The organism is Rhodococcus sp. PSBB066, from assembly GCF_017068255.1.
Taxonomy (GTDB): Bacteria; Actinomycetota; Actinomycetes; order Mycobacteriales; family Mycobacteriaceae; genus Rhodococcus; species Rhodococcus aetherivorans.
This window is the reverse complement of record NZ_CP070859.1, coordinates 3,570,040-3,591,398: the sequence shown is the minus strand read 5'-3', so window position 1 is coordinate 3,591,398 and position 21,359 is coordinate 3,570,040. Positions and strand designations below refer to the sequence as shown.

General features: G+C 72.9%; 19 protein-coding genes. All 19 read right to left on the bottom strand.

Annotation, left to right across the window (positions count from 1 at the left end):
* Positions 1-38: 38 nt before the first annotated feature.
* The 19 genes from JYA75_RS16455 to JYA75_RS16365 all read right to left on the bottom strand — a co-directional run bounded on the left by JYA75_RS16455 (position 39) and on the right by JYA75_RS16365 (position 21,234).
* A complete protein-coding gene (locus JYA75_RS16455; protein WP_043801962.1) occupies positions 39-893 on the bottom strand; it encodes a DivIVA domain-containing protein in 855 nt (284 codons plus the stop codon).
* Between the two features lie 148 nt (positions 894-1,041).
* On the bottom strand, positions 1,042-1,332 hold the full coding sequence (locus tag JYA75_RS16450) for a YggT family protein (RefSeq protein ID WP_003938221.1): 291 nt from the start codon (positions 1,330-1,332) through the stop codon (positions 1,042-1,044).
* Positions 1,333-1,446: 114 nt separating this feature from the next.
* Complete coding sequence (locus JYA75_RS16445) at positions 1,447-2,115, bottom strand: cell division protein SepF (protein ID WP_006933414.1); 669 nt, start codon at positions 2,113-2,115, stop codon at positions 1,447-1,449.
* A gap of 31 nt (positions 2,116-2,146) precedes the next feature.
* The gene (locus JYA75_RS16440; RefSeq protein WP_043801958.1) at positions 2,147-2,884 is read right to left on the bottom strand and encodes a YggS family pyridoxal phosphate-dependent enzyme; all 738 of its coding nucleotides are present in this window, start codon (positions 2,882-2,884) and stop codon (positions 2,147-2,149) included.
* Entirely contained in the window at positions 2,881-3,636 is a 756-nt protein-coding gene (pgeF, locus tag JYA75_RS16435; protein ID WP_006933412.1) for a peptidoglycan editing factor PgeF, read from the bottom strand. The genes JYA75_RS16440 and pgeF overlap by 4 nt, the downstream gene beginning before the upstream one ends.
* Entirely contained in the window at positions 3,633-4,829 is a 1,197-nt protein-coding gene (gene ftsZ, locus JYA75_RS16430) for a cell division protein FtsZ (protein ID WP_006933411.1), read from the bottom strand. Before ftsZ ends, pgeF begins: the two co-directional genes overlap by 4 nt.
* Positions 4,830-5,031: 202 nt before the next feature.
* On the bottom strand, positions 5,032-5,766 hold the full coding sequence (locus JYA75_RS16425) for an FtsQ-type POTRA domain-containing protein (protein WP_006933410.1): 735 nt from the start codon (positions 5,764-5,766) through the stop codon (positions 5,032-5,034).
* Positions 5,763-7,295, bottom strand: a complete 1,533-nt coding sequence (murC, locus tag JYA75_RS16420; protein WP_029544177.1) for a UDP-N-acetylmuramate--L-alanine ligase — start codon at positions 7,293-7,295, stop codon at positions 5,763-5,765. The genes JYA75_RS16425 and murC overlap by 4 nt, the downstream gene beginning before the upstream one ends.
* The gene (murG, locus tag JYA75_RS16415) at positions 7,292-8,446 is read right to left on the bottom strand and encodes an undecaprenyldiphospho-muramoylpentapeptide beta-N-acetylglucosaminyltransferase (RefSeq protein WP_006933407.1); all 1,155 of its coding nucleotides are present in this window, start codon (positions 8,444-8,446) and stop codon (positions 7,292-7,294) included. The genes murC and murG overlap by 4 nt, the downstream gene beginning before the upstream one ends.
* Positions 8,443-9,951: a putative lipid II flippase FtsW gene (gene ftsW / locus JYA75_RS16410; RefSeq protein ID WP_006933403.1), complete on the bottom strand. Its 1,509-nt coding sequence runs from the start codon at positions 9,949-9,951 to the stop codon at positions 8,443-8,445. Before ftsW ends, murG begins: the two co-directional genes overlap by 4 nt.
* Entirely contained in the window at positions 9,948-11,453 is a 1,506-nt protein-coding gene (gene murD / locus JYA75_RS16405; protein ID WP_029544179.1) for a UDP-N-acetylmuramoyl-L-alanine--D-glutamate ligase, read from the bottom strand. Before murD ends, ftsW begins: the two co-directional genes overlap by 4 nt.
* Positions 11,454-11,457: 4 nt before the next feature.
* On the bottom strand, positions 11,458-12,540 hold the full coding sequence (gene mraY / locus JYA75_RS16400; protein WP_003934158.1) for a phospho-N-acetylmuramoyl-pentapeptide-transferase: 1,083 nt from the start codon (positions 12,538-12,540) through the stop codon (positions 11,458-11,460).
* A complete protein-coding gene (gene murF / locus JYA75_RS16395; protein ID WP_050035361.1) occupies positions 12,537-14,063 on the bottom strand; it encodes a UDP-N-acetylmuramoyl-tripeptide--D-alanyl-D-alanine ligase in 1,527 nt (508 codons plus the stop codon). The genes mraY and murF overlap by 4 nt, the downstream gene beginning before the upstream one ends.
* Complete coding sequence (locus JYA75_RS16390; RefSeq protein ID WP_044475739.1) at positions 14,060-15,643, bottom strand: UDP-N-acetylmuramoyl-L-alanyl-D-glutamate--2,6-diaminopimelate ligase; 1,584 nt, start codon at positions 15,641-15,643, stop codon at positions 14,060-14,062. The genes murF and JYA75_RS16390 overlap by 4 nt, the downstream gene beginning before the upstream one ends.
* 236 nt (positions 15,644-15,879) lie before the next feature.
* Entirely contained in the window at positions 15,880-17,793 is a 1,914-nt protein-coding gene (locus JYA75_RS16385) for a penicillin-binding protein 2 (protein WP_006933393.1), read from the bottom strand.
* Complete coding sequence (locus JYA75_RS16380) at positions 17,790-18,515, bottom strand: hypothetical protein (RefSeq protein WP_231772756.1); 726 nt, start codon at positions 18,513-18,515, stop codon at positions 17,790-17,792. The genes JYA75_RS16385 and JYA75_RS16380 overlap by 4 nt, the downstream gene beginning before the upstream one ends.
* A gap of 165 nt (positions 18,516-18,680) precedes the next feature.
* Positions 18,681-19,691: a 16S rRNA (cytosine(1402)-N(4))-methyltransferase RsmH gene (rsmH, locus tag JYA75_RS16375; RefSeq protein WP_006933391.1), complete on the bottom strand. Its 1,011-nt coding sequence runs from the start codon at positions 19,689-19,691 to the stop codon at positions 18,681-18,683.
* Positions 19,692-19,947: 256 nt separating this feature from the next.
* Positions 19,948-20,379, bottom strand: coding sequence for a division/cell wall cluster transcriptional repressor MraZ (mraZ, locus tag JYA75_RS16370; RefSeq protein WP_006933390.1), 432 nt, complete (start codon positions 20,377-20,379; stop codon positions 19,948-19,950).
* A 438-nt stretch (positions 20,380-20,817) separates the two neighbouring features.
* Positions 20,818-21,234 (bottom strand): DUF3040 domain-containing protein, encoded by a 417-nt coding sequence (locus JYA75_RS16365; protein WP_006933389.1) that lies wholly within the window; start codon positions 21,232-21,234, stop codon positions 20,818-20,820.
* Positions 21,235-21,359: the final 125 nt, after the last annotated feature.

Sequence of the window (21,359 nt, the reverse complement as noted above, 5' to 3'; positions counted from 1 at the left end):
ACCCTCATCGGAACCCGACCATCGGACCGCCGCCTCGATCAGCTGTTGCCCTTGGCGAAGGACGTGGAACCGAACGAGGAGTTCGACTGATTGAACGCCTCCTGGCCACCGTCGACCGGCACGGCGGAACCGCGCTGTTCGAGCTCCTCGAGCTGAGATTCGAGGTAGGACTTCAGGCGCACCCGGTACTCGCGCTCGAAGGTCTTGAGCTGCTCGATGCGGCCCTCGAGCACCGAGCGCTGCTGGTTGATCGTCGCCATGATCTCGGTGTGCTTCTTCTCGGCGTCCGCCTGCAGCGCGTCGGCCTTCTCCTTGGCCTGGCGCAGCTGCGTCTCGGAGCGGGTGCGGGCGTCGGCGAGCATCGCCTCGGACTTCTGCCGCGCGTCGGCGATCATCGCCTCGCTGCGGGTGCGCGCATCGGAGATGAGCTGCTCGGAATTGGTGCGGGCGTTGCGCAGCAGCTCCTCGGCCTCGGCCTTGGCGTCGCCGGTGAGGCGGTCCGCCATCTCCTGGGCCAGGCCCAGGACCTTGGCGGCCTGCATGCTCGCGTCTCCGGAGGCCGGTGCGGCCGCAACCGGTGCGGGGGCCGGTGCGGGCGCCGGCGCCGGAGCGGGTTCCGGCGGCTTCGGCGCCTCGACGACGCGAGCGGGCTCCGGTTTGGCCGGCTGGGCCGGTGCCGCCGCGCCGGGTCGGGCACCCTTCTTGGCCTCGGCGAGCTCCTGGTCGAGCTCGGCCACCCGCTGCCGCAGGTCGGCGTTCTCCTCGATCAGGTGGGTCAGTTCCTGCTCGACGAGATCCAGGAACGCGTCGACCTCGTCCTCGTTGTAGCCACGCTTTCCGATCGGCGGCTTGCTGAACGCGACATTGTGCACATCAGCTGGGGTCAGCGGCATGGAAGGATCCCTTCACGCGTCGTGTGAGCGGTCAAGCAAGCATTCAGTTATATCCACAGTGCGTCACGCGTATCAAACTCACTGTAACTGGCACCCCATTCTGGCACAGGGCGGCTTTCGCGCGGATCGTCCGAGCAGGTGTCGGCCCTCAGAGCGTCCCACCTCGGGGAATGAACGCCATCAGGAAGTAGACGATGAACAGCAGCACCATGATGGACAGATCCAGTCGCACTCCCCCGAGATTCAGCGGAGGAATGAGCCGGCGCAACAGTTTCACCGGCGGATCGGTGACCGTGAAGATTGCTTCGAGAACGACGACGACGAATCCCGTCGGCTTCCAGTCCCGCGCGAACGTCCGGATGAACTCGACAATGATCCGGCCGATCAGCAGCAGCCAGAAAATGAACAGCAGGAACCAGAGCACCTCGAATACGGCCACCCGCCCACTCTGCCCGACGACGGCGGATCGAGCCAAACCGAAACGCCCGGCGTCCGGTGTTGTACACCGGGCACCGGGCGTCGACCGTGCCGGAACCGCCGCTGCGGGTTCAGGTCACTGCTGGTTGTAGAACCCCGTCTCCGCGATCCGGCGGCGCTCCTCGGCGGAGACGTCGATGTCCGCCGGGGAGAGCAGGAACACCTTGGTGGCGACCTTGTCGAACGAGCCGCGCAGCGCGAAGGCCAGCCCGGCGGCGAAGTCGACGAGCCGTTTGGCGTCGGCGTTGCTCATCTCCACCAAATCCATGATCACCGGGGTGCCGTCGCGGAACCGCTCGCCGATGGTGCGGGCCTCGCCGTAGTCCCGGGGACGCAGCGTGGTGATCTTCGACAACGGGCCTCCCTCGTCGAACAGTGCGCCGCGACGGGCCTCGGACCGTTCGAGCCGGCCCTCGGAGCCGAGCGACGACCGCGCGGCGGCGCGGGCCGGCGGCGGGGTCGGGCGCGGTGCGCGGGCCGTGATCGGCTCCACGCGGGCCGCCCGCACGGGGGGCTCGTAGCGATCGAAGCCGTCCGGCTCGAAGTCGCGGCCGGCGTCCTCCCGGCGCGCCGCCTTGTACTCGTCGCGGTGCGACGGGCCGTAACCACCGCCGGCGTACGGCGGCTCGTCGTACTCCCGGTCGCGCTCACGGCGGGCGCTCGCGGGGTCGTCGAGGTAGTCGTCCTCGTATTCCTCGAGCGGCACCATCCCGAAGTACGCCTTGAACTTGTGGAGTGAGCTCATGGATCAACCTTCCTCGCGCGGCGGTCGACACTCAGGCTAACGGCCGCGAGCCCAACACCGCGGTTCCGACACGCACGCATGTCGAACCCCATCGCACCGCCGCCTCGAGGTCGCCGGACATGCCGGCCGACAGTTCGGTGGCCTCGGGATGATCTGAGCGCAGCCCGCTGTGGAGACCGGCGAGCCGTTCGAATGCGGCGTCCGGGTCCCATCCCAGTGGCGGCACCGCCATCAGGCCCCGCAACTCGAGTCCGCCGGCGGCGGCGACCTCGTCCGCGAGTGCGGGCAGGTCCGCGGCGCTCACCCCGCCCCGCTGCGGATCGTCGTCGAGGCTGACCTGCAGCAGCACCCGTACGGGCGTCTCGCGGTCGCCGGACTCCTGCGCGGCCTGCGCACCGGCGTCCAGTGCGTGCGCCAACCGGACGCTGTCGACCGAGTGCACGGTGTGGGCCCAGCGGGCGACGGCACGCGCCTTGTTGCGCTGCAGCCGGCCGATCATGTGCCATGCGACAGCGGGATCGGTTGTACGCGAACGGAATTCGGCAACCTTCGCGGCGGCCTCCTGTTCGCGGGATTCGCCGAAGGCCCGGCACCCGAGTCCGTAGAGGATCTCCACGTCGGAGACCGGGAAGAACTTCGTCACCGGCAGCAGGGCGATCTCCGCCGGGTCGCGGCCGGCGGCCCGGGCCGCGGCGTCGAGCCGCTCGCGTGCCCGCCGCAGCCCGTCCGCGATCTCGGCGCGCCGCGCGCCGGGATCCGCTGCGCTCACCGGCCACCTCCGGCACCGGTGGCCGATACGGCCTCGAGCCAGATCACCGCCGCCAACCGTCCGGTCGGCGCCTGACGGCGATGACTGAACAACGTCGGATCCTCGATGGTGCACCGGGGATCCTCCGCGACCGCCACGACGCCGTGCGCGCGCAGTTGCCGGCGCAGCCCCGCGCGCAGGTCCAGCCCGGGCGTGCCCCGAACGGTGCGGGTGGCGCTGCCGGGCAGGTGCGCCTCCACGTCGGCCTGCATCGAGGCGGGCACCTCGTACCGGCGTCCGCTCGCGGCGGGCCCGAGGAACGCGCCGATGCGCTCGCGGTGCGCACCGAGCTCGACCATCGTGTCCAGGACGCGGGGAACGATGCCCACGCGGGCGCCGATCCGGCCCGCGTGCACCGCGGCGATCACGCCCGCCTCCTCGTCCGAGAGCAGCACCGGCACACAGTCCGCGCTCAGGGTGACGAGCGCGAGGCCGGGCTCGCGCGTGACCAGGGCGTCGGTCGCGGGCACCGGGCCGTCGACCGGGCCGTCCACGACGGTGACGTTGCGGCTGTGGATCTGCTCCATCCACACCAGCCGCTCGTAGGGCTGCCCGATCGCCGCGGCGAGGCGGCGACGGTTCGCCTCGACCGCCGCCGGGTCGTCACCCACGTGGTCACCGAGATTGAACGAGTCGTAGGGCGGGGCGGAGACGCCGCCGGCGCGGGTGGTGACGACCCGCCGCGCCCGGAGAGCCGACTGTGCCACCGTCACCGGCGCATGAAGATCGGCACGTCGACGTCGTCGTCGCCGTCCTCGTCGACCTCCACCGGCCGTGCCGGCTGCGCAGACCCGATCGGCGGCAGCGAACTGCCCGCGACGGGCTGCTGCTCACGCGCCGGCATCTCCTCGGCCCGCTCCCGCTCCGGGCGGCCGACGTCGCCGGCACGTCCCGCGCCGATGGTGCCGCCGCGCGTTGCGGTGGTCGGCGGGGCCGATTCCACGGGACGCCGCGCCGGGGTGCCGCCGTCGAACCCGGCCGCGATGACGGTGACGCGCACCTCGTCGCCCAGGGAGTCGTCGATGACGGTGCCGAAGATGATGTTCGCGTCGATGTGGGCGGCCTCCTGCACCAGCGAAGCCGCCTCGTTGATCTCGAACAGGCCGAGGTCGGAGCCGCCGGCGATGGACAGCAGCACGCCGCGCGCGCCTTCCATCGACGCCTCGAGCAGCGGCGAGTTGATCGCCGCCTCGGCGGCCTTGATGGCCCGGCCCTCCCCGCGGGAGGAACCGATGCCCATCAGCGCGCTGCCGGCGCCGGACATCACGCCCTTGACGTCGGCGAAGTCGACGTTGATCAGGCCGGGGGTGGTGATGAGGTCGGTGATGCCCTGGACACCGTTGAGCAGCACCTCGTCGGCGGAGCGGAACGCGTCCATGAGGCTGACGGCGGCGTCGCCGAGCTGCAGCAGCCGGTCGTTGGGGATGACGATGAGGGTGTCGCAGGACTCGCGCAGGGTCTGGATGCCCGTGTCGGCCTGGCCGCCGCGGCGCTTGCCCTCGAACGAGAACGGCCGCGTGACGACGCCGACGGTCAGCGCACCGAGCTTGCGGGCGATGCTCGCGACCACGGGCGCGCCGCCGGTGCCGGTCCCGCCGCCCTCGCCGGCGGTGACGAAGACCATGTCGGCGCCCTTGAGCACCTCTTCGATCTCGTCCTTGTGGTCCTCGGCGGCCTTGCGGCCGACCTCGGGATCCGCGCCGGCGCCGAGCCCCCGGGTGAGTTCACGGCCCACGTCGAGCTTGACGTCGGCGTCGGACATGAGCAGGGCCTGGGCGTCGGTGTTCACCGCGATGAACTCGACTCCCTTGAGTCCCTGTTCGATCATGCGGTTGACCGCGTTCACGCCGCCACCGCCGATACCGACGACCTTGATTACGGCGAGGTAGTTGTGCGGGGGCGTCATGGGCTCTCGCCTTCCTGAGAAATCGGTCACGCTTCGATCATCATCGGGTGAGGTACGGACAAACCCTCAACCACAGGTCGATGGTTATGTCAAGTATCTCGACTGCTGCGAAACGCTATGGCACGGTGGCGGCGATCCGCCAGCAGGCGCGCCGACGGCGGTCACGATTTTCGTCGCCGTGCCTCGATCGCCGTCCGCGCCGTCATCGCACCGTCGGCAGGTCGGGGCCCGCCACGTCGTAGGTCCGGCCGGGCTGGGTGAGCAGCGGCAGCACCACCTGCGCCTTGCGCTCCGAGCGTTCCACCCCACCCCACACCACGATCCGGCCGTCGTGCAGCGTGAGCGAGACCTCCGACGCCGACGGAGCGGCCACCTCGCCCACCTGGACGCGCAGCTCGGGCGGCAGCGCCTCGAGCACCTCGATCGCCGCGGCCGTCGCCGGATCGCCGGGACCGGGGCCGGGGGTGACGAGGCGCGGGGTCAGCATGGGCGGCGGCTCGACCGCGAAGTCCACCCCGTCCGCGTCGAGCGAGTGGGTGCCGTCCGGCGCGTCGACGAAGAACACCGCCTCCCGCTCGGTCACCGTGACCCGCACGGTGGACGGGTACACGCGCTGTACCCGCACCGACGCGGCCCGCGGCAACGTGGCGACCCGCTGCGCCGCCGCCGCGGTGTCGACCTGCAGCAGCGGCGTGCCCTCCGCCAGCTCGAGGCGGGCCAGCACCTCGTCCTGCGGGATCGCCGTCGCGCCGACGACCTCCACGTTGCGCACCGACAGCAGCGGGGACAGCCAGGCGGCCGCGATCAGTCCGAGCACGGCCGCCACCACCGCCGCGCCGATCAGCACGGTCCGCACCCGCACGGACCGGCCCGACGGCCGTCGCGCGGGCCGCGCCGCCCGGCGGGGCCGGGTGCGGGTGGCGGAGGCGGGCGTCACGACCCGACCGGCCCCGGTCCGGCAGGAGCCCCCGGCCGCAGCCGGCCCGGCTTGCTGCGCAATGCGTCGAGGATCTGGCGCCCGAGCATGGTCACGTCGCCGGCGCCCATGGTGATCACGACGTCGCCGGGACGGCTCAGCCGCGCGACCTGCCGCGGCACGAGGGACAGATCCGGCTGGTAGTGCACGGGCTTGGACACCGATCGCGCGACGAGGGCTCCGCTCACGCCCGGCCGGGGCTCCTCCCGCGCACCGTAGACGTCCAGCACCACGACCTCGTCGGCGAGGTCGAGGGCCGCACCGAACTCGGTGGCGAAGGTCTCGGTGCGCGAGTACAGGTGCGGCTGGAAGACGACGATCACGCGGGGTCGTTCGGTGCCGGTCTCGGTGTAGCGGACCGGTTCGCCGGCGACCAGTTCCGCGGCCGCGGCGAGGACGGCGCGGACCTCGGTGGGATGGTGGGCGTAGTCGTCGAACACCCGCACGCCGTGCTCGCGGCCGCTGTACTGGAATCGCCGGTGCACGCCCCCGAAGCCGGCCAGGCCCTCGACGGCCTCCTCGACCTGGGCGCCCGCCTCGAGGGAGGCGAGCAGTGCGGCGAGCGCGTTGAGGGCCATGTGCCGGCCGGGGACGGACAACCGCACCGTGCGCGGCGCCGCCTCGTCGGCGAGGTGGAACTCGGCGACTCCCCCGACGTCCTTGGCCTCCCAGTTGAGCAGCCGCACGCCGACCGGCACGCCGTCCACCTCGGCGCGGTCGCCCACCACTGCCGCCGTGCCGTATCCGGTGATCCGCAGGTCGTCGGCGCGACGGGCCGTCGCCCGCCGCGCCAGGGCGGCCGAGCCGGGGTCGTCGAGGCACGCCACGAGCAGCCCGCCGGGGGCGATGCGGTCGACGAACTCGTCGAACACCCGCACGTATGCCTCTTCCGTGCCGAAGAAGTCGAGGTGGTCCGCCTCGATGTTGGTCACGATCACCACGTCGGGGTCGTACTGCAGCAGCGAGCCGTCGCTCTCGTCGGCCTCGGCGACGAACACGTCACCGCTGCCGTGGTGCGCGTTGGTGCCGGACTCGTTGAGCTCGCCGCCCACCGCGAAGGACGGGTCGAAGCCGCAGTGCTGCAGCGTCACCACCAGCATCGATGTCGTCGATGTCTTGCCGTGCGTGCCGGCGACCAGGAAGGTGCGGTGCCCGCGCATCAGGGCCGCCAGCACCGCCGGGCGCAGCAGGACGGGAACGCCGCGTTCCCGGGCGGCGACCAGCTCGGGGTTGTCCTGGGGGATCGCGGCGTGGGTCGTCACCACGGCGGTGGGGCCGCCCTCGAGCAGATCCAGCGCGCTCGCGTCGTGTCCGATGCGCACCGAGGCCCCCCGCGCGCGCAACGCCAGCACGCCGCGGCTCTCCTTGGCGTCCGATCCGGAGACCTTCCCGCCGCGAGCGAGCAGGATCCGGGCGATGCCGGACATCCCGGCCCCGCCGATACCCACCATGTGCACCCGCTCGAGCTGCGGGGGCAGCTGCTCGCTCATCGATCACTCCTGTTCGCTTCCACGCCTGCGACGTCCAGCACGATCCGCGCCACCTCGGCGGCGGCGCTGCGGTGGCCCGCCCCTGCCGCACGCCGTCCCATCTCGGTCAGGCGGGCTGCGTCGCGCAGCAGGGGGATCACCGCATCGGCCACGAACGCCGGCGTCAGTTCCTCGTCCGCCACGATCATTCCACCTCCCGCCGCCACCACCGGCCGGGCATTGAGTTCCTGCTCCCCGTTGCCGTGCGGCAGCGGCACGTACACCGCCGGCAGGCCGACCGCGGACACCTCGGCGACGGTCATCGCCCCGGAGCGGCAGATCACCGCGTCGGCGGCGGAGTACGCCAGGTCCATCCGGGTCAGGTAGGGCACGGCGACGTAGGGATACCGGTCGTGCTCGGGACGTGCGGGCACGTCGAGGGTGTTCTTCGGGCCGTGGGCGTGCAGCACGGCGATGCCCGCCGCGGCGAGCGGACCGGCGGCTCCCGAGACGGCCTCGTTGAGCGAACGGGCGCCCTGCGAGCCACCGAACACCAGCAGCACCGGCCCCTCCGGGGGGAGCCCGAAGTGCGCCCGCGCCTGCGCCCGCAGCGCCGCCCGGTCCAGCCCGGTGATCGACGACCGGACCGGGATGCCGACGATTTCGGCGTCGCCGCGGCGCACGATGCCCGAACCCGGGACGGCGGCCAGGACACGCTCGGCGCGCAGGGCCCCGATCTTGTTGGCGATGCCGGCGCGGGCGTTGGCCTCGTGCACGACGACGGGGATGCGGCGCCGGCGGCGCAGCGGTCCGGCACCGGCGGCCAGGTAGGCGGGCAGCGCCACGTAGCCCCCGAATCCGACGACGACGTCGGCGTGGGTGTGGTCGAGCACCTCGCGGGTCCGGCGGACCGAGGCGAGGACCCGCGCCGGCAGCTTGGCCAGGTCGGCGGTGAGCTTGCGGGGCAGCGGCACCGGCGGGATCAGCTCGAGTGGATACCCGCGCTGCGGCACGAGGGTGGTCTCGAGCCCCCGCTCGGTGCCCAGCGCGGTGATCGTCGCCGTCGGCACCAGCCGGCGGATCGCGTCGGCGACCGCGAGGGCCGGCTCGATGTGCCCGGCGGTGCCACCCCCGGCCACCACCACGGACAGGGCAGACTGCTCGCCGCTCACCTACGGTTTCCTCGCTCTCCGGTTCGTCCGTCTCTGCTGTTCGTCGTCGTGCCCGCGCGGCGCCGCGGCTGCCGTGGGGGTTGGTCCCGCGGGGCGGCGGGCTGCGCCGCGCGGCCCTGACCGCGGGCGCGTTCCTGCGGCGTGCGGCCCCGTGGGGTCTGCCGCTCCCGGGTCGCCGTGCCGCCGCCCCGGTCGGCGGTGCCGGCCCGGCGTGCCTCGATCCGGCCGGGGTCGGCACGCCGGGAGGCGTCGAGCCGCACGGGTTCACCGCGCGACGGCGTGTACTGCTCCGGCTTGGGCAGCCGCAGCAGCCGCCCGAAGCGGCCGTCCTGCCCGGCGTGCAGGGCGGCGACGGCCTCGGGTTCGTGCCGCGCCGCGTTGGCGATCAGGCCGAACATCAGCAGCGTCGTCGCGGTGGAGGTGCCGCCGGCCGAGACGAGCGGAAGCTGCAGGCCGGTGACGGGCAGCAACCCGACGACATAGCCGATGTTGATGAAGGCCTGCCCGATGATCCAGGTGGTGGCGGTGGCGGTGAGCAGCCGCAGGAACGGATCCACCGATCGCAGCGAGATCCGCAGGCCGGCGTAGGCGAACAGACCGAACAGGCCGATCACCGCCAGGCCGCCGAGGAAGCCGAGCTCCTCGCCGATGATGGCGAAGATGAAGTCGTTGTGTGCGTTGGGCAGGTAGCTCCACTTGGCGCGGCTCTGCCCGAGCCCACGGCCCCAGAACCCGCCGTCGGCCAGGGAGAACTTCGCCTGACGGGCCTGATAGCCGATGCCTTGCGGGTCCGCGCCGGGGTTGAAGAAGGCCCGCACCCGCGCGGACCGGTACCCGGCGGTCAGCGCGAGGAGCACCGCCAGGCCGGCGGCGGTACCGACGATCGTCAGGAACACCCGCAGCCGCAGACCCGCGAACCAGAGCAGCGCGAGGACGATGATGGCGAGCGAGACGGTGGTGCCCAGGTCGGGCTGGAGGATGATCAGCAGGGTCACCACCAGGGTCGCCGGGACCAGCGGAACCATCATCTCGCGGGCGCTGGAGCGGTCGCCGCGGCGCGACGCCAGCAGGTGCGCGCCCCACACGGCGATGGCGATCTTGGCCAGCTCCGACGGCTGCAGCGACACGCCGGCGATGACGAACCACCCCCGGGTGCCCTGGGACAGCGTGCCGATGCCGGGGATGAGCACCAGCACCAGCAGCACGACGGTGACCGCGAACGCCGGGAACGAGAACCGGCGCAGCACCCGCACCGGAACGATCAGGGCGAAATAGAAGATGACCAGGCCGAGAGCGGCGAAGATCGCCTGCGAGGTGAACAGGCCGTAGGCCGAGCCGTTGGTGGCGACGGCCTCGACGCTCGACGACGACAGGACCATCACCAGGCCCAGCACGGTGAGCAGCACCGCGATCGTGACGATCAGGTGGAACGAGGCCAGCGGCCGGGCCAGCCACAGCCCGACCCGGTTCCGCGCCGTCCCGTCGGCGGGCTGCGGGGCGTTCACTGCCCCGTCCCGCCCCCGCGCAGCTCCTCGACCGCGGCGGCGAACGCGCGACCACGCTGCGCGTAGTCGGCGAACATGTCCAGCGACGCGGCGGCCGGCGCCAGCAGCACGGTGTCGCCCGCCGTCGCCAGCGACGCCGCCTCACGCACCGCGACCCGCATGGCCGCGGGTCCGTCCGCCCCCGGCAGCGCCACCCGGCGCGCCGCAGCCGGGGCCGTCCTCGGTTCGCTCGTGCTCATCTGCCCATCGTCGCGCGTGTCGAGGAGGACCATGGGGACCTCGGGGGCGTGTCGCGCCAGCGCGTCGGCGATGCGGTCGGCGTCGCGGCCGAGCAGCACCACCCCGGCGAGGCGGGGTGCGACCTCCGCCACCAGGTCGTCGACGTGGGCGCCCTTGAGCAGGCCCCCGGCCACCCACACCACCCGGTCGTGGGCGAGCAGCGACGTGCGGGCCGCGTGCGGATTGGTGGCCTTCGAATCGTCGACGTACTCCACGCCGCCGACGGTGCCGACCGGGGCGGCGCGGTGCGGACCGACCCGGTGCCGGCGCAGACCGTCGTGCACCGCGGAGGCGGGGACGTCGATCGCGCGGGCCAGCGCGGCGGCGGCGAGCGCATCCGACAGGCCGGCCGGCCCGGCAGGGGTCACGTCGACGACCGAGGCGAGCACCGCCGAGTCGGCGAAGGCCCGGTCGACCAGAACGTCGCCACTGATGCCGAGCTCACCGGGCTGCGGGTAGCCGAGCGTGAAGCCGACGGTGACGACGGCACGGGACCGGTCGCGCAGGCCCCCGGCGATCGGATCGTCGAGGCCGAGCACCCCCACGGTGCCGGACAGCGCCCGTGCCTTGGCGTCGATGTAGCCCGCCATCCCGCCGTGCCAGTCCAGGTGGTCCTCGGCGATGTTGAGGATCACGCCGGCCTCGGGCCGCACGGACGGCGCCCAGTGCAGCTGGAACGACGACAGTTCCACGGCGAGGACGTCGGCGCGGGGGTCCGCGCGGCGCAGCGCGTCGAGGACCGGCAGGCCGATGTTGCCGCACGCCACGGACGCGAGCCCGGCGGCCTCGAGGATCGACTGCAGCATCGTCGTCGTCGTGGTCTTGCCGTTGGTGCCGGTGACGACGAGCCAGCGCCGCGGCGGGCCGTAGATCTCGGCGCGGTCGATGCGCCAGGACAGCTCGATGTCGCCCCAGATCGGCACGGCGGCGCCGGCGGCGTGCGAGAGCAGCGGCGCGTCGGGCGCGAAGCCGGGGCTCGTCACGACCAGCGCATACTCGTGCAGCGACGACGCGTCCGCGACGAGGTCGTCGAGATCGACGGTGTCGGCGCCGAGCTCACGGCAGCGCGCGAGGGCCTGCGGGTCGCGGTCGGTGACGGTCACCGTCGCGCCGAGGTCGCTGAGGGGGGCGAGGGTGGCACGACCGGACATCCCGCCGCCGGCGACGAGCACGCGGGCGCCGCGGAGCCGGTCCAGGTCTTGGCGGCGCAGTTCGTCTGTCACGGTGTCAGTCCCCGATCGCCGCTAGGTATTCGCTGTAGAACAGGGCCATGCCGATGGCCGACGCGATGGCGGCGAGCAACCAGAACCGGATGATCACCGTCGTCTCCGCCCAGCCGCCGAGCTCGAAGTGGTGATGGAACGGCGCCATCCGGAACACGCGACGCCGGCTGGACCGGAACACCGCCACCTGGATGACGACGGACGCCGCCTCGGCGACGAACAGGGCGCCGATGACCACCATGAGCAGCTCGGTGCGCGTGGTGACGGACAGGCCCGCGAGCATGCCGCCGAGGGCGAGCGAGCCGGTGTCGCCCATGAAGATCTTCGCGGGGGCGGCGTTCCACCACAGGAAGCCGATGCACGCGGCGGCGCCGGCGGCGCACAGCAGCGCCAGGTCGAGCGGGTCCCGCACGTCGTAGCAGCCCTTGCCGGGGTCGGCGACGCACGAGTTGCGGTACTGCCAGAACGTGATGATCACGTAGGCGCCGAGCACGAGGCTCATCGACCCGGCGGCGAGCCCGTCGAGGCCGTCGGTGAGGTTGACCGCGTTGGACCACGCGCTGACGAGCAGGTACACGAAGAGGATGAACACCACCGCGCCCATCGAGACGGTGGCGATGTCGCGCACGTAGGACAGGTGGGTGCTGCCCGGGGTGAGTCCGTCGCCGTTGCGGAACTGCAGGGCGAGGATGCCGAACGCGACCGCGGCGACGAGCTGGCCGACCAGTTTGGCGGTCTTGTTCAGGCCCAGATTGCGCTGCTTGCGGATCTTGATGAAGTCGTCGAGGAAGCCGACGCCGCCGAGGGCGGTGGTCAGGCCCAGCACGAGCAGACCCGAGGCCGACGGTCCCTCCGCACCCTCGTAGGCCAGGCCGATCGCGTGCGCACCGAAGTATCCGGCCCACAGGCCGGCGAGGATCGCGACGCCGCCCATGGTCGGTGTGCCGCGCTTGGACTGGTGGCTCTGCGGTCCTTCGACGCGGATCTCCTGACCGAATCCCTGCCGCGAGAATGCCTTGATCAGCACCGGCGTCAGCAGGATCGACACCGCCAGGGCGATTCCCGCGGCGAAGAGGATCTGTCTCACCGTGCGGCCTCCGTTTCCGTTCCTGCCGTACCCGCCGTTCCCGCGAGGATCGCCTCCGCCACCGTCCACAACCGGACGGACTGCGAGGCCTTGACCAGTACCAGGTCGCCGGGCCGCAGCTCGCGCTCGAGGAGCTCGATCGCGGCGGCGGCGTCGGGGACGTGGCTCGCCTCGTCGCCCCAGGATCCTTCCATCACCGCACCCTGGTAGAGACCGCGGACCGGGCGGGTCGCGCCGACCGCGACGATGCGGGTGACGTCCAGGCGCACCGCGAGCCGGCCGATGGCGTCGTGCTCGACGACGGACTCGTCACCGAGTTCGCCCATCTCCCCCAGCACCGCCCAGGTCCGGCGCGGGCTGTCGCCGGCGCGGGCCATGGTCACCAGCGCCTTGAGCGCCGCCCGCATCGAGTCCGGGTTGGCGTTGTACGCGTCGTCGACGACGGTGACGCCGTCGGCACGGGTGCGCACGTCCATACGGTGCGCCGACACCGCGCCGGCACCGCCGAGCGCGGTCGCGACCTGCTCGGGCGTGGCGCCGCACTCGAGCGCGACGGCCGCGGCCGCCAGGGCGTTGCCGATGTGGTGCTCGCCGTGCACCGCGAGGGTGACCGTGGTGCGGCGCTCGGTGCCGTCGTCGCGCACGACGAGGGTGAACGTGGGACGGGCGTGCTCGTCGAGGTGGACGTCGGTGGCCCGGACCTGCGCGGCCGGGTCGCTGCCGACGAGCACCACGCGGGCGCGGGTGCGCGGTGCCATCGCGGCGACCAGGGGGTCGTCCGCGTTGAGGATCGCCACGCCGCCCTCCTCGGCGGCCGGCAGGGCCTCGACGAGCTCCCCCTTCGTCCGGGCGATGACCTCCTGGGAACCGAATTCCCCCAGGTGGGCGGTGCCGACGTTGAGCACCACCCCGATGCGGGGCGGCGCGACGGTGGCGAGGGCGGCGATGTGCCCGGGTCCGCGGGCCGACATCTCCAGCACCAGGAATCGGGTGTCGGTGGTGGCGCGCAGCGCCGTCCACGGATGCCCGAGCTCGTTGTTGAAGGAGCCGGGAGGGGCGACGACCGGGCCGAGCGGCGCGAGCACCGCGGCAAGCAGGTCCTTCGTGGAGGTCTTGCCCGCGGATCCGGTGACGCCGACGACGGTCAGCCCGTCGGCGGTGAGCTCGTCGACCACGGCGCGGGCGAGGGCACCCAGCGCGGCGAGGACGGCGGCACCCGAGCCGTCGGGGTCGTGTTCGAAGGCCAGCGAGTTGGTCTCGACCGGCGGCACCGGCGGCACCACGACGGCGGGCACACCCACCGGTCGGGCGGCGAGCACCGCGGCGGCGCCGGCGGCGATGGCGTCGGCGGCGTGATCGTGCCCGTCGGAGCGGGCCCCCGGCAGCGCCAGGAACAGCCCGCGCGGGGTGACCTTGCGGGAGTCGAACTCGACGGTGCCCGTCACCTCGACGGCCGGGTCGTCGACGTCGTGCAGTGTCCCGCCGACCACCTCCGCGATGCGGGCGAGTGTCATCGGGATCATTCGGTGCCTCCGTACTGCTCGCTACCTGCGCCGGCGAACCGGTCGATGGCCGCGGCGAGCACTTCGCGGTCGTCGAAGGGGTGCTTGACCCCGTGGATCTCCTGGCCGGTCTCGTGGCCCTTGCCTGCCACGAGGACGATGTCGCCCGGGCGTGCCCAGCGCACGGCCGCCTCGACGGCGGCGGCCCGGTCACCGATCTCGCGGATCTCCCCCCGCTGCTGTTCGGGGACGGCGCGGGCACCGGCGAGCAGCGCGGCGCGGATGACCGCCGGATCCTCGGTGCGGGGGTTGTCGTCGGTGACGACGAGCAGGTCCGCCCCACGGGCTCCGACGTCGCCCATGAGCGGACGCTTGCCGTGGTCGCGGTCGCCGCCCGCACCGACGACGACGGCGAGCCGGCCGCCGGCCGCCCGTCCGCGCAACGTCGCGATGACGGCCTCGAGCGCGGCCGGCTTGTGCGCATAGTCGACGACGGCGAGGAAACCCTGCCCGCGGTCGACCCGCTCCACCCGTCCGGGTACGTCGACGTCGGCGATGCCGGCGGCCGCGGCGTCGACGTCGACCCCGACCGCCGCGCACACCGCGACGGCGAGGGCGGCGTTGGCGACGTTGTAGTGGCCGGGCAGGCGCACCGCGACGCGCCGTGCGGTGCCGTCGGGCCCGGCGAGGGTGAACACCTGGGATCCGGACGGCTCGGTGCGGACCGCCGTCGCCGTCCAGTCGGCGGTTCCGGTGGTGGCGACGGTGCGCACCGCCTCGGGCTCCGCAGGGTGGGCGGCCCGGGCGATCCCGGCCATCCGCACGCCCCACTCGTCGTCGATGCACACGACGGCACGGCGGGCCCGCACGGGCGAGTCCGCCGCGAACAGCCGGGCCTTCGCCCCGAAGTAGTCGTCGAGGTCGCGATGGAAGTCGAGGTGGTCCTGGGACAGGTTCGTGAAGGCACCGACCGCGAAGCGGACCCCGGCGACCCGCCCCAGGGACAGGGCGTGGCTCGAGACCTCCATCACCACGGTGTCGATGCCCTGCTCGCGCATGGCCGCGAACAGCGCGTGCAGCTGCGGGGCCTCGGGGGTGGTGAGCGCGCTGGGGACCCGCCGGCCCGCGAGGCGGGTCTCGATGGTGCCGACCAGGCCCGTGACCCGCCCGGCGGCGGCGAGCCCCGCCTCGACCAGATAGGCGCTGGTGGTCTTGCCGGAGGTGCCGGTGATGCCGACGACCTGCATGTGCTGCGACGGGTCGCCGTAGATGGCGGCGGAGACGACGCCGAGGACCGACCGCGGATCCGGGTGGACCAGCACCGGCACGGGGCGGGTGACGACGGCGGCGAGGTGCTCGCATCCGGCGGCGTCGGTGAGGACGGCGACAGCACCCCGTTCCAGGGCCTCCGCGGCGTATTCGGCGCCGTGCGCGCGGGCGCCCGGGAGTGCGGCGAACAGGTCGCCGGGCTGCACCCCCTGGGCCCGCAGGTCGACGCCGGTCACGGACACCGGGATGCCCGCGGCGGGGGTCGTGGCGCCCGGTGCGACGGTGCCGACGGTGGCGCCCACGGCGGCAGCGAGGTCGCGGAGCTGCGTCACCGGTGGATGCTCGGGTCTCAGGCCGCCTCCCGGCGGGGACGGGTCCGGACTCGACGGCACAGGCACCAGGCTCCTCTCGCTCCGCGGCAGTGTCTCCTGCCGTTCCTCTACTCCCGCGGCCGCGCTGTTCCCGAGCACCGGGGCTCGACCGCGGTGTCACGGTACCGACGTGTCAGGTTACCGACGGGCGGCGGTGCCGCCGACACGTGCTCGGCGATCGACCGCACCCGCGCGGCTCAGTCCACCTGCAGGATCAGCTTGCTGCCCGGGTCCGCCGACAGCGGCACGCCCTCGCGCTGCAGCAACCACGAGGCGATCGTGTGGAACAGCGGTGCGGCGGACTGCCCGCCGCTGCCGTCGGCGCTGCGGGTGGGCGCGTCGAGCATGATGCCGATCACGTAGCGGGGGCGGTCGGCGGGCGCGATCCCCGCGAAGGTGATCCAGTAGTTCGAGTTCGAGTAGCACTTGCATGCGGGGTCGACCTGCTGGGCGGTGCCGGTCTTGCCGGAGACCTGGTAGCCCTCGATCGCCGCCGGGGTGCCGGTGCCGCGCTGGTTCCCGGTGTCGTCCTGCACCACGGCGCGGAACATGTCGCGCACGGTGGCGGCGGTCTGCGGGCTGACCACCCGCACCGGGTCCGGCCGGGGTGTCTCGGTGCGGGTGCCGTCGGGTGCGACGACCGCCCGGACGACGCGCGGCGGAATCCGCTCGCCGTCGTTGGCGATGGCCTGGTAGATCCCTGCCATCTGGAGCAGCGTCATCGACAGGCCCTGCCCGATCGGCAGGTTGGCGAAGGTGCCGCCGGACCACTGCTCGCGGCTCGGCACGCTGCCGGCGGACTCGCCCGGCAGGCCCACGTCGGTGCGCTGCCCGAGGCCGAACAGGCCGAGCATCTGCGCGAACCGGTCCTCGCCGACCCGTTCCGCGAGCATCAGGGTCCCCACGTTGGAGGACTTCCCGAACACACCGGTGGCGGTGTAGGGCACGACGCCGTGGTCCCACGCGTCCTTGACGGTGACGCCGGCCATGCGGATCGTGCCGGGCACCTGCAGCACCTCGTCGGGGGTGGTGAGGCCGTCCTCGATCGCGGCGGACGCGGTGACGATCTTGTTCACCGACCCCGGCTCGAAGGGGGTGCTGACGGCGGGATTCCCGAGTTCGGCGTCCTTCGGGTTGTTGCCGACCCCGATCGACGGGTCGAACGTGCCGTCGTTGGCCATGGCGACGACCTCGCCGGTCCGGGCGTCGAGCACGACGGCGGACGCGTTCTTCGCCCCGGACAGGTCCTTGGCGCGCTGCACCTGCTGCTGCACGTAGTACTGGATGTCGGAGTCGATGGTCAGTTCCACCGCGGAACCGTCGACGGCAGGTTGCTGATCGCGCCAGCTGCCGGGGATCACCGCGCCGTCGGAGCCCCGATCGTACGTCGAGGAGCCGTCGGTGCCGGCGAGCACGGAGTCCATGGAATCCTCGAGACCGAGGAGGCCGTGCCCGTCCCAGCCCGTCGCGCCGACGAGGTTGGCGGCGAGCGAGCCGCCGGGATACAGCCGGATGTCCTGACGCTCGAGACCGACCTTGTCGTACTCGTCGACGAGCGAGGTCGCCACGGCCGGATCGACGCCGCGCGCCAGATAGACGAAGGTCTCGTCGCTGCGCAGCTTGTCGAGGATCTCGTCCTCGGGGGCGGCCGCTCCGAGCGCCTCGTGGATCGCCTTCGCGAGACCCTCCAGATACGCGTCGGTCTCCGGCTGCGTCGGGTCCTCGGCGCGCGCCTCGTCCAGCTCTCGCCGGACGCGGACGGGCTGGAAGGTGAGCGCCTTCGCCTCCATCGTGTAGGCCAGCGGACTGCCGTTCCGGTCGGCGATGGTGCCGCGGGTGGCAGGCTCGACGAGCCGCGTCGTGCGCTGGCTGGCCGACTCGGCGGTCAGCTGCGGCGCCTGGACGACCTGAACCCACAGCAGTTGCACGGCCGCGACCCCGAGGGCCAGGAACATGACTGCGCGCCCGTACCGGTAGCGGAACCGGAACCCGGTGGTGTCCGCTCCGCCGGAGGCCTTGCGCGGGCGGGTGCGCCGGGCGGGCGCCGGCCGGCGGGAAGGAGCAGGGCGGCCGCGGACCGGCCGGGAAGACGGTGGGGTCCCTCGCCTCACCGGCGCCCGTCCTCGGCGTGCGTCGCAGGGGTCACGGGCACCAATTGTTCCGGCTGACCGGGCGCGGCCCCGGCATTGCCGGGCGACGGCGTGGCGTCCGGGGGTGCCGGGGCAGGCTCCCCGGCCGGTACCGCCGCAGTAGCCCCGGGCGGCACCGCCGCAGTAGCCCCGGGCGGCACCGCCGCAGTAGCCCCGGGCGGCACCGCCGCCGCAGCCCCGGGCGGCACCGCCGCCGCAGCGGACGGCGCGGCGCCCGGGGTCGTCGCGGTGGGGGCCTCACCCGCGGCGCCGGCCGACGGCGCGGCGGCCCGGTCGGTGCCGGCGGACGGGGTCAGCGGCCGCGGGTTCTCGCTCCCCGCGCTACCCGCGAGCGGCGGAAGCTGGGCCCGGGTCCGGTCATCGGCCGCCGGGGGGTTCAGCGGCGCGGCCGGTGCCCCCTCGGCGGGGGCCGGGGTTCCCACCACGCGCACACCGCCGTCGTCGCCGACGACCAGGCGCGCGACCTCGCCGGTGGGGATCATGCCGAGCTTTGCAGCCTGCATCGCCAGCACCGGCGCCGAGTTGCCGGTTTCGACGTCGCGCTGCAGCACGGCGCGCTCCTGGATCAGGCGCTGGTTGTAGTCGCGTGCGGCGCTGAGCTGGTAGGAGTCCTCCGCGGCGCGCGTGGTCAGCAGCAGGGTTACGGCCATGCCGATGCCGAGGAGACCGATAATGGTGGCCACGAACGGAATTCGCGCCGCCACACTACCGCCGCGGCGAGCCGGTGCGGGAGTCGCCGTGTCCGGGGTCAGGTGCGCCGTGCGACGGCTGCGCCGCTGATACGCCCGCTGCGCAGCCGTGGATCGAGCCGGACGGCGAGCAGGTGCTGCCACCTGTACGGTCATCGGTTACCTCCTGGCGATTCGTTCCGCGGCACGCAGGCGCACGGGCGCCGAACGCGGATTGGCCTCGATCTCCTGCTCCGTCGCCCGTTCCGCCCCGCGGGTGAGCATCCGCAATTCGGGCCCGGTACCCGGAAGTTCCACCGGGAGCCCCTCCGGGCTCTTCGACTTCGTCAGCGGGGTGAGAATCTGCTTGACCACGCGGTCCTCGAGGGACTGGTACGACATGAACACCACCCGTCCCCCGACGGCGAGAGCGTCCAGGGCGTCCGGGATCGCGGCGCGCAGCGAGTCGAGTTCCCCGTTGACCTCGACCCGCAGCGCCTGGAACGTGCGCTTGGCGGGATGGCCGCCGGTGCGGCGGGACGCGGCCGGAATCGCCCGGTACAGCAGCTCCACCAGCTCCCCGCTCGTGCGCAGCGGCGTCTTCGCCCGCTGCCGCACGATCTCCGAGGCGATCTTCCCGGCGAACCGCTCCTCCCCGTAGGTGCTGAGTATGCGGGCGAGGTCGCCGTGGCTGTAGGTGTTGAGCACGTCGGCCGCGGTGACGCCCGTGGTGGGGTCCATGCGCATGTCCAGGGGTGCGTCGCGGGAGTAGGCGAAGCCGCGCTCGGCCTCGTCGAGCTGCATCGAGGACACGCCGAGGTCGAACAGGATCGCATGCACGGAGCCGACCCGATCCAGCCCGCACGAGGCGAGGGCGTCGGCGATGCCGTCGTAGCGGGTGTGCACGAACTGCGTGCGGTCGGCGAACGGCGCGAGCCGCCGGCGGGCGACGGCGAGGGCCTCGGGGTCGCGATCGAGCCCGATCAGGCGCACACCCGGATAGGTCCGCAGGAAGTGCTCGGAGTGTCCGCCGAGACCGAGGGTGGCGTCCACATAGATCGCGCCCGGGCCGGCGGCATCGATGGCGGGGCCGAGCAGTTCGTCGGCGCGGCCGAGCAGGACGGGGATGTGACCGAAGCTCTCCGGACTCCCGGCCTCCGGAACTGCCGCCGCGTCCTGACCCTCCGCCATTCTTCCTCCGGTTGTCCTGCTCGGTTCGTGGGCGATCGGATCGTGGCTTCGGTCGGGGGGTTCGCAGTCACGCCTCCGGATACGACCGCGGCGAATGCATCGAGGTCTCTGTCCGAACTGGAAACCTGGCGTTGGGGAAGTACGTCAGGGTTCCGTTTCACGAACCTGGCACTGGGGAAGTGTGTCAGGGTCGCTGTCGGGCAGAGGCCTCGCGGCACTCGCCGCGGTGGCACTGCGGTCGCTGCTGCGGTTCCGGTCACAGAATGTCGTGCAGGGCCTCGTCTCTCGCTTCCGAAAACTCTTCCTCGTGCTCGGCGAGGTATTGCTCCCACGCCGCCGCGTCCCAGATCTCCAGGTGTTTGACGGCACCGATCACGACGCAGTCCTTCGTGAGCCCCGCGTACTTGCGGTGGGCGGCGGACAGGGTGATCCGGCCCTGCGCATCGGGACGCTGCTCGTCGGTTCCCGCCGCCAGGCTCCGGAGGAACGCCCGGGCCTGCGGATTGCTCCGCGAGGCCGCGGCGGCGCGCTCGGCCAGGGCGGCGAACTCGTCGCGCGGAAAGATGGAAAGGCTGTGGTCCTGACCCTTCGTGATCATCAACCCTCCCGCCAGTTCGTCTCGGTACTTCGCGGGCAGCGTGAGCCGCCCCTTGTCGTCCAGCTTGGGTGTGTGGGTACCGAGGAACACTCGACACCCCCCGCCACGCCCCGGCCGGACCCTGCCTACTACCCGACGGAGGAAACCCCTCCGCCGCGACCCACACTACCCCACTTTCCCCCACGTTCAACCGCTTACGCGCCCGCGCGCGGCGCCGTTTTTCGACTGTGCGCAGTTCACGGCGGGTGGGGCGGAGTGGGCGACGACGCACGGCGCGGGCAGCGTCGCGACGCGCGGACCGAGACGCGGGCGCGGGACAGCGAACCCGGACGCGGGAAACACGCTGGTCGGCTCCGTCGCCTCCGCTGCGCGCCGGTCCCGGGAGCCGGAGTGGGCGGAAGTGGGGTACGAACGTGGGGGACGGTGGGGCGCCCGGCGCCGCGGCCGCCGCTCGTCCGGGAACGACGAACGGCGCGTCCCGTGGCGGGACGCGCCGTTCGTGAGAACTCGCGTGGAAGTACTGTCGCGCTACTCCTGCTCGAAACGCCGGCGGAAGCGGTCCTCCATCCTCTTGCTGAACCCTCCACCGGACTTGCGGCCGCCGCGGGACCTACCATCCCCGGCACCGCGGCTTGCCCCGCGGGGACCGTCACCGACGCCTGGACCGCGCTTGCCTCCGAGGAGGAGCAGGACCCCCGCGCCGAACATGACGATGAATCCGACGAGACTGATGATCGGGAACCCACCCGGCTTCACCGGGAGGGCGACGCCCGCGATCAACAACGCCAAACCCAGTGCGAACAACGCGCCGGCCTGGAGCCGACGCCGACTGGACGCCATCCCCATCCGGCTTCCCCGGACGGTAGAGGCGAACTTGGGATCCTCAGCATAGAGCGCGCTCTCGATCTGTTCGAGCATGCGCTGCTCGTGCTCGGAGAGTGGCACGGTACCTCCCCCGGCACTAAAACGGTGGCCGCCGGATCTGCGGTCCAGATCGACGGGGGGCCGACTTTGACGGCCGCCTGGCTCAATAATACGAGTACATCCCGGCGGGGACCACCAACTGGGGA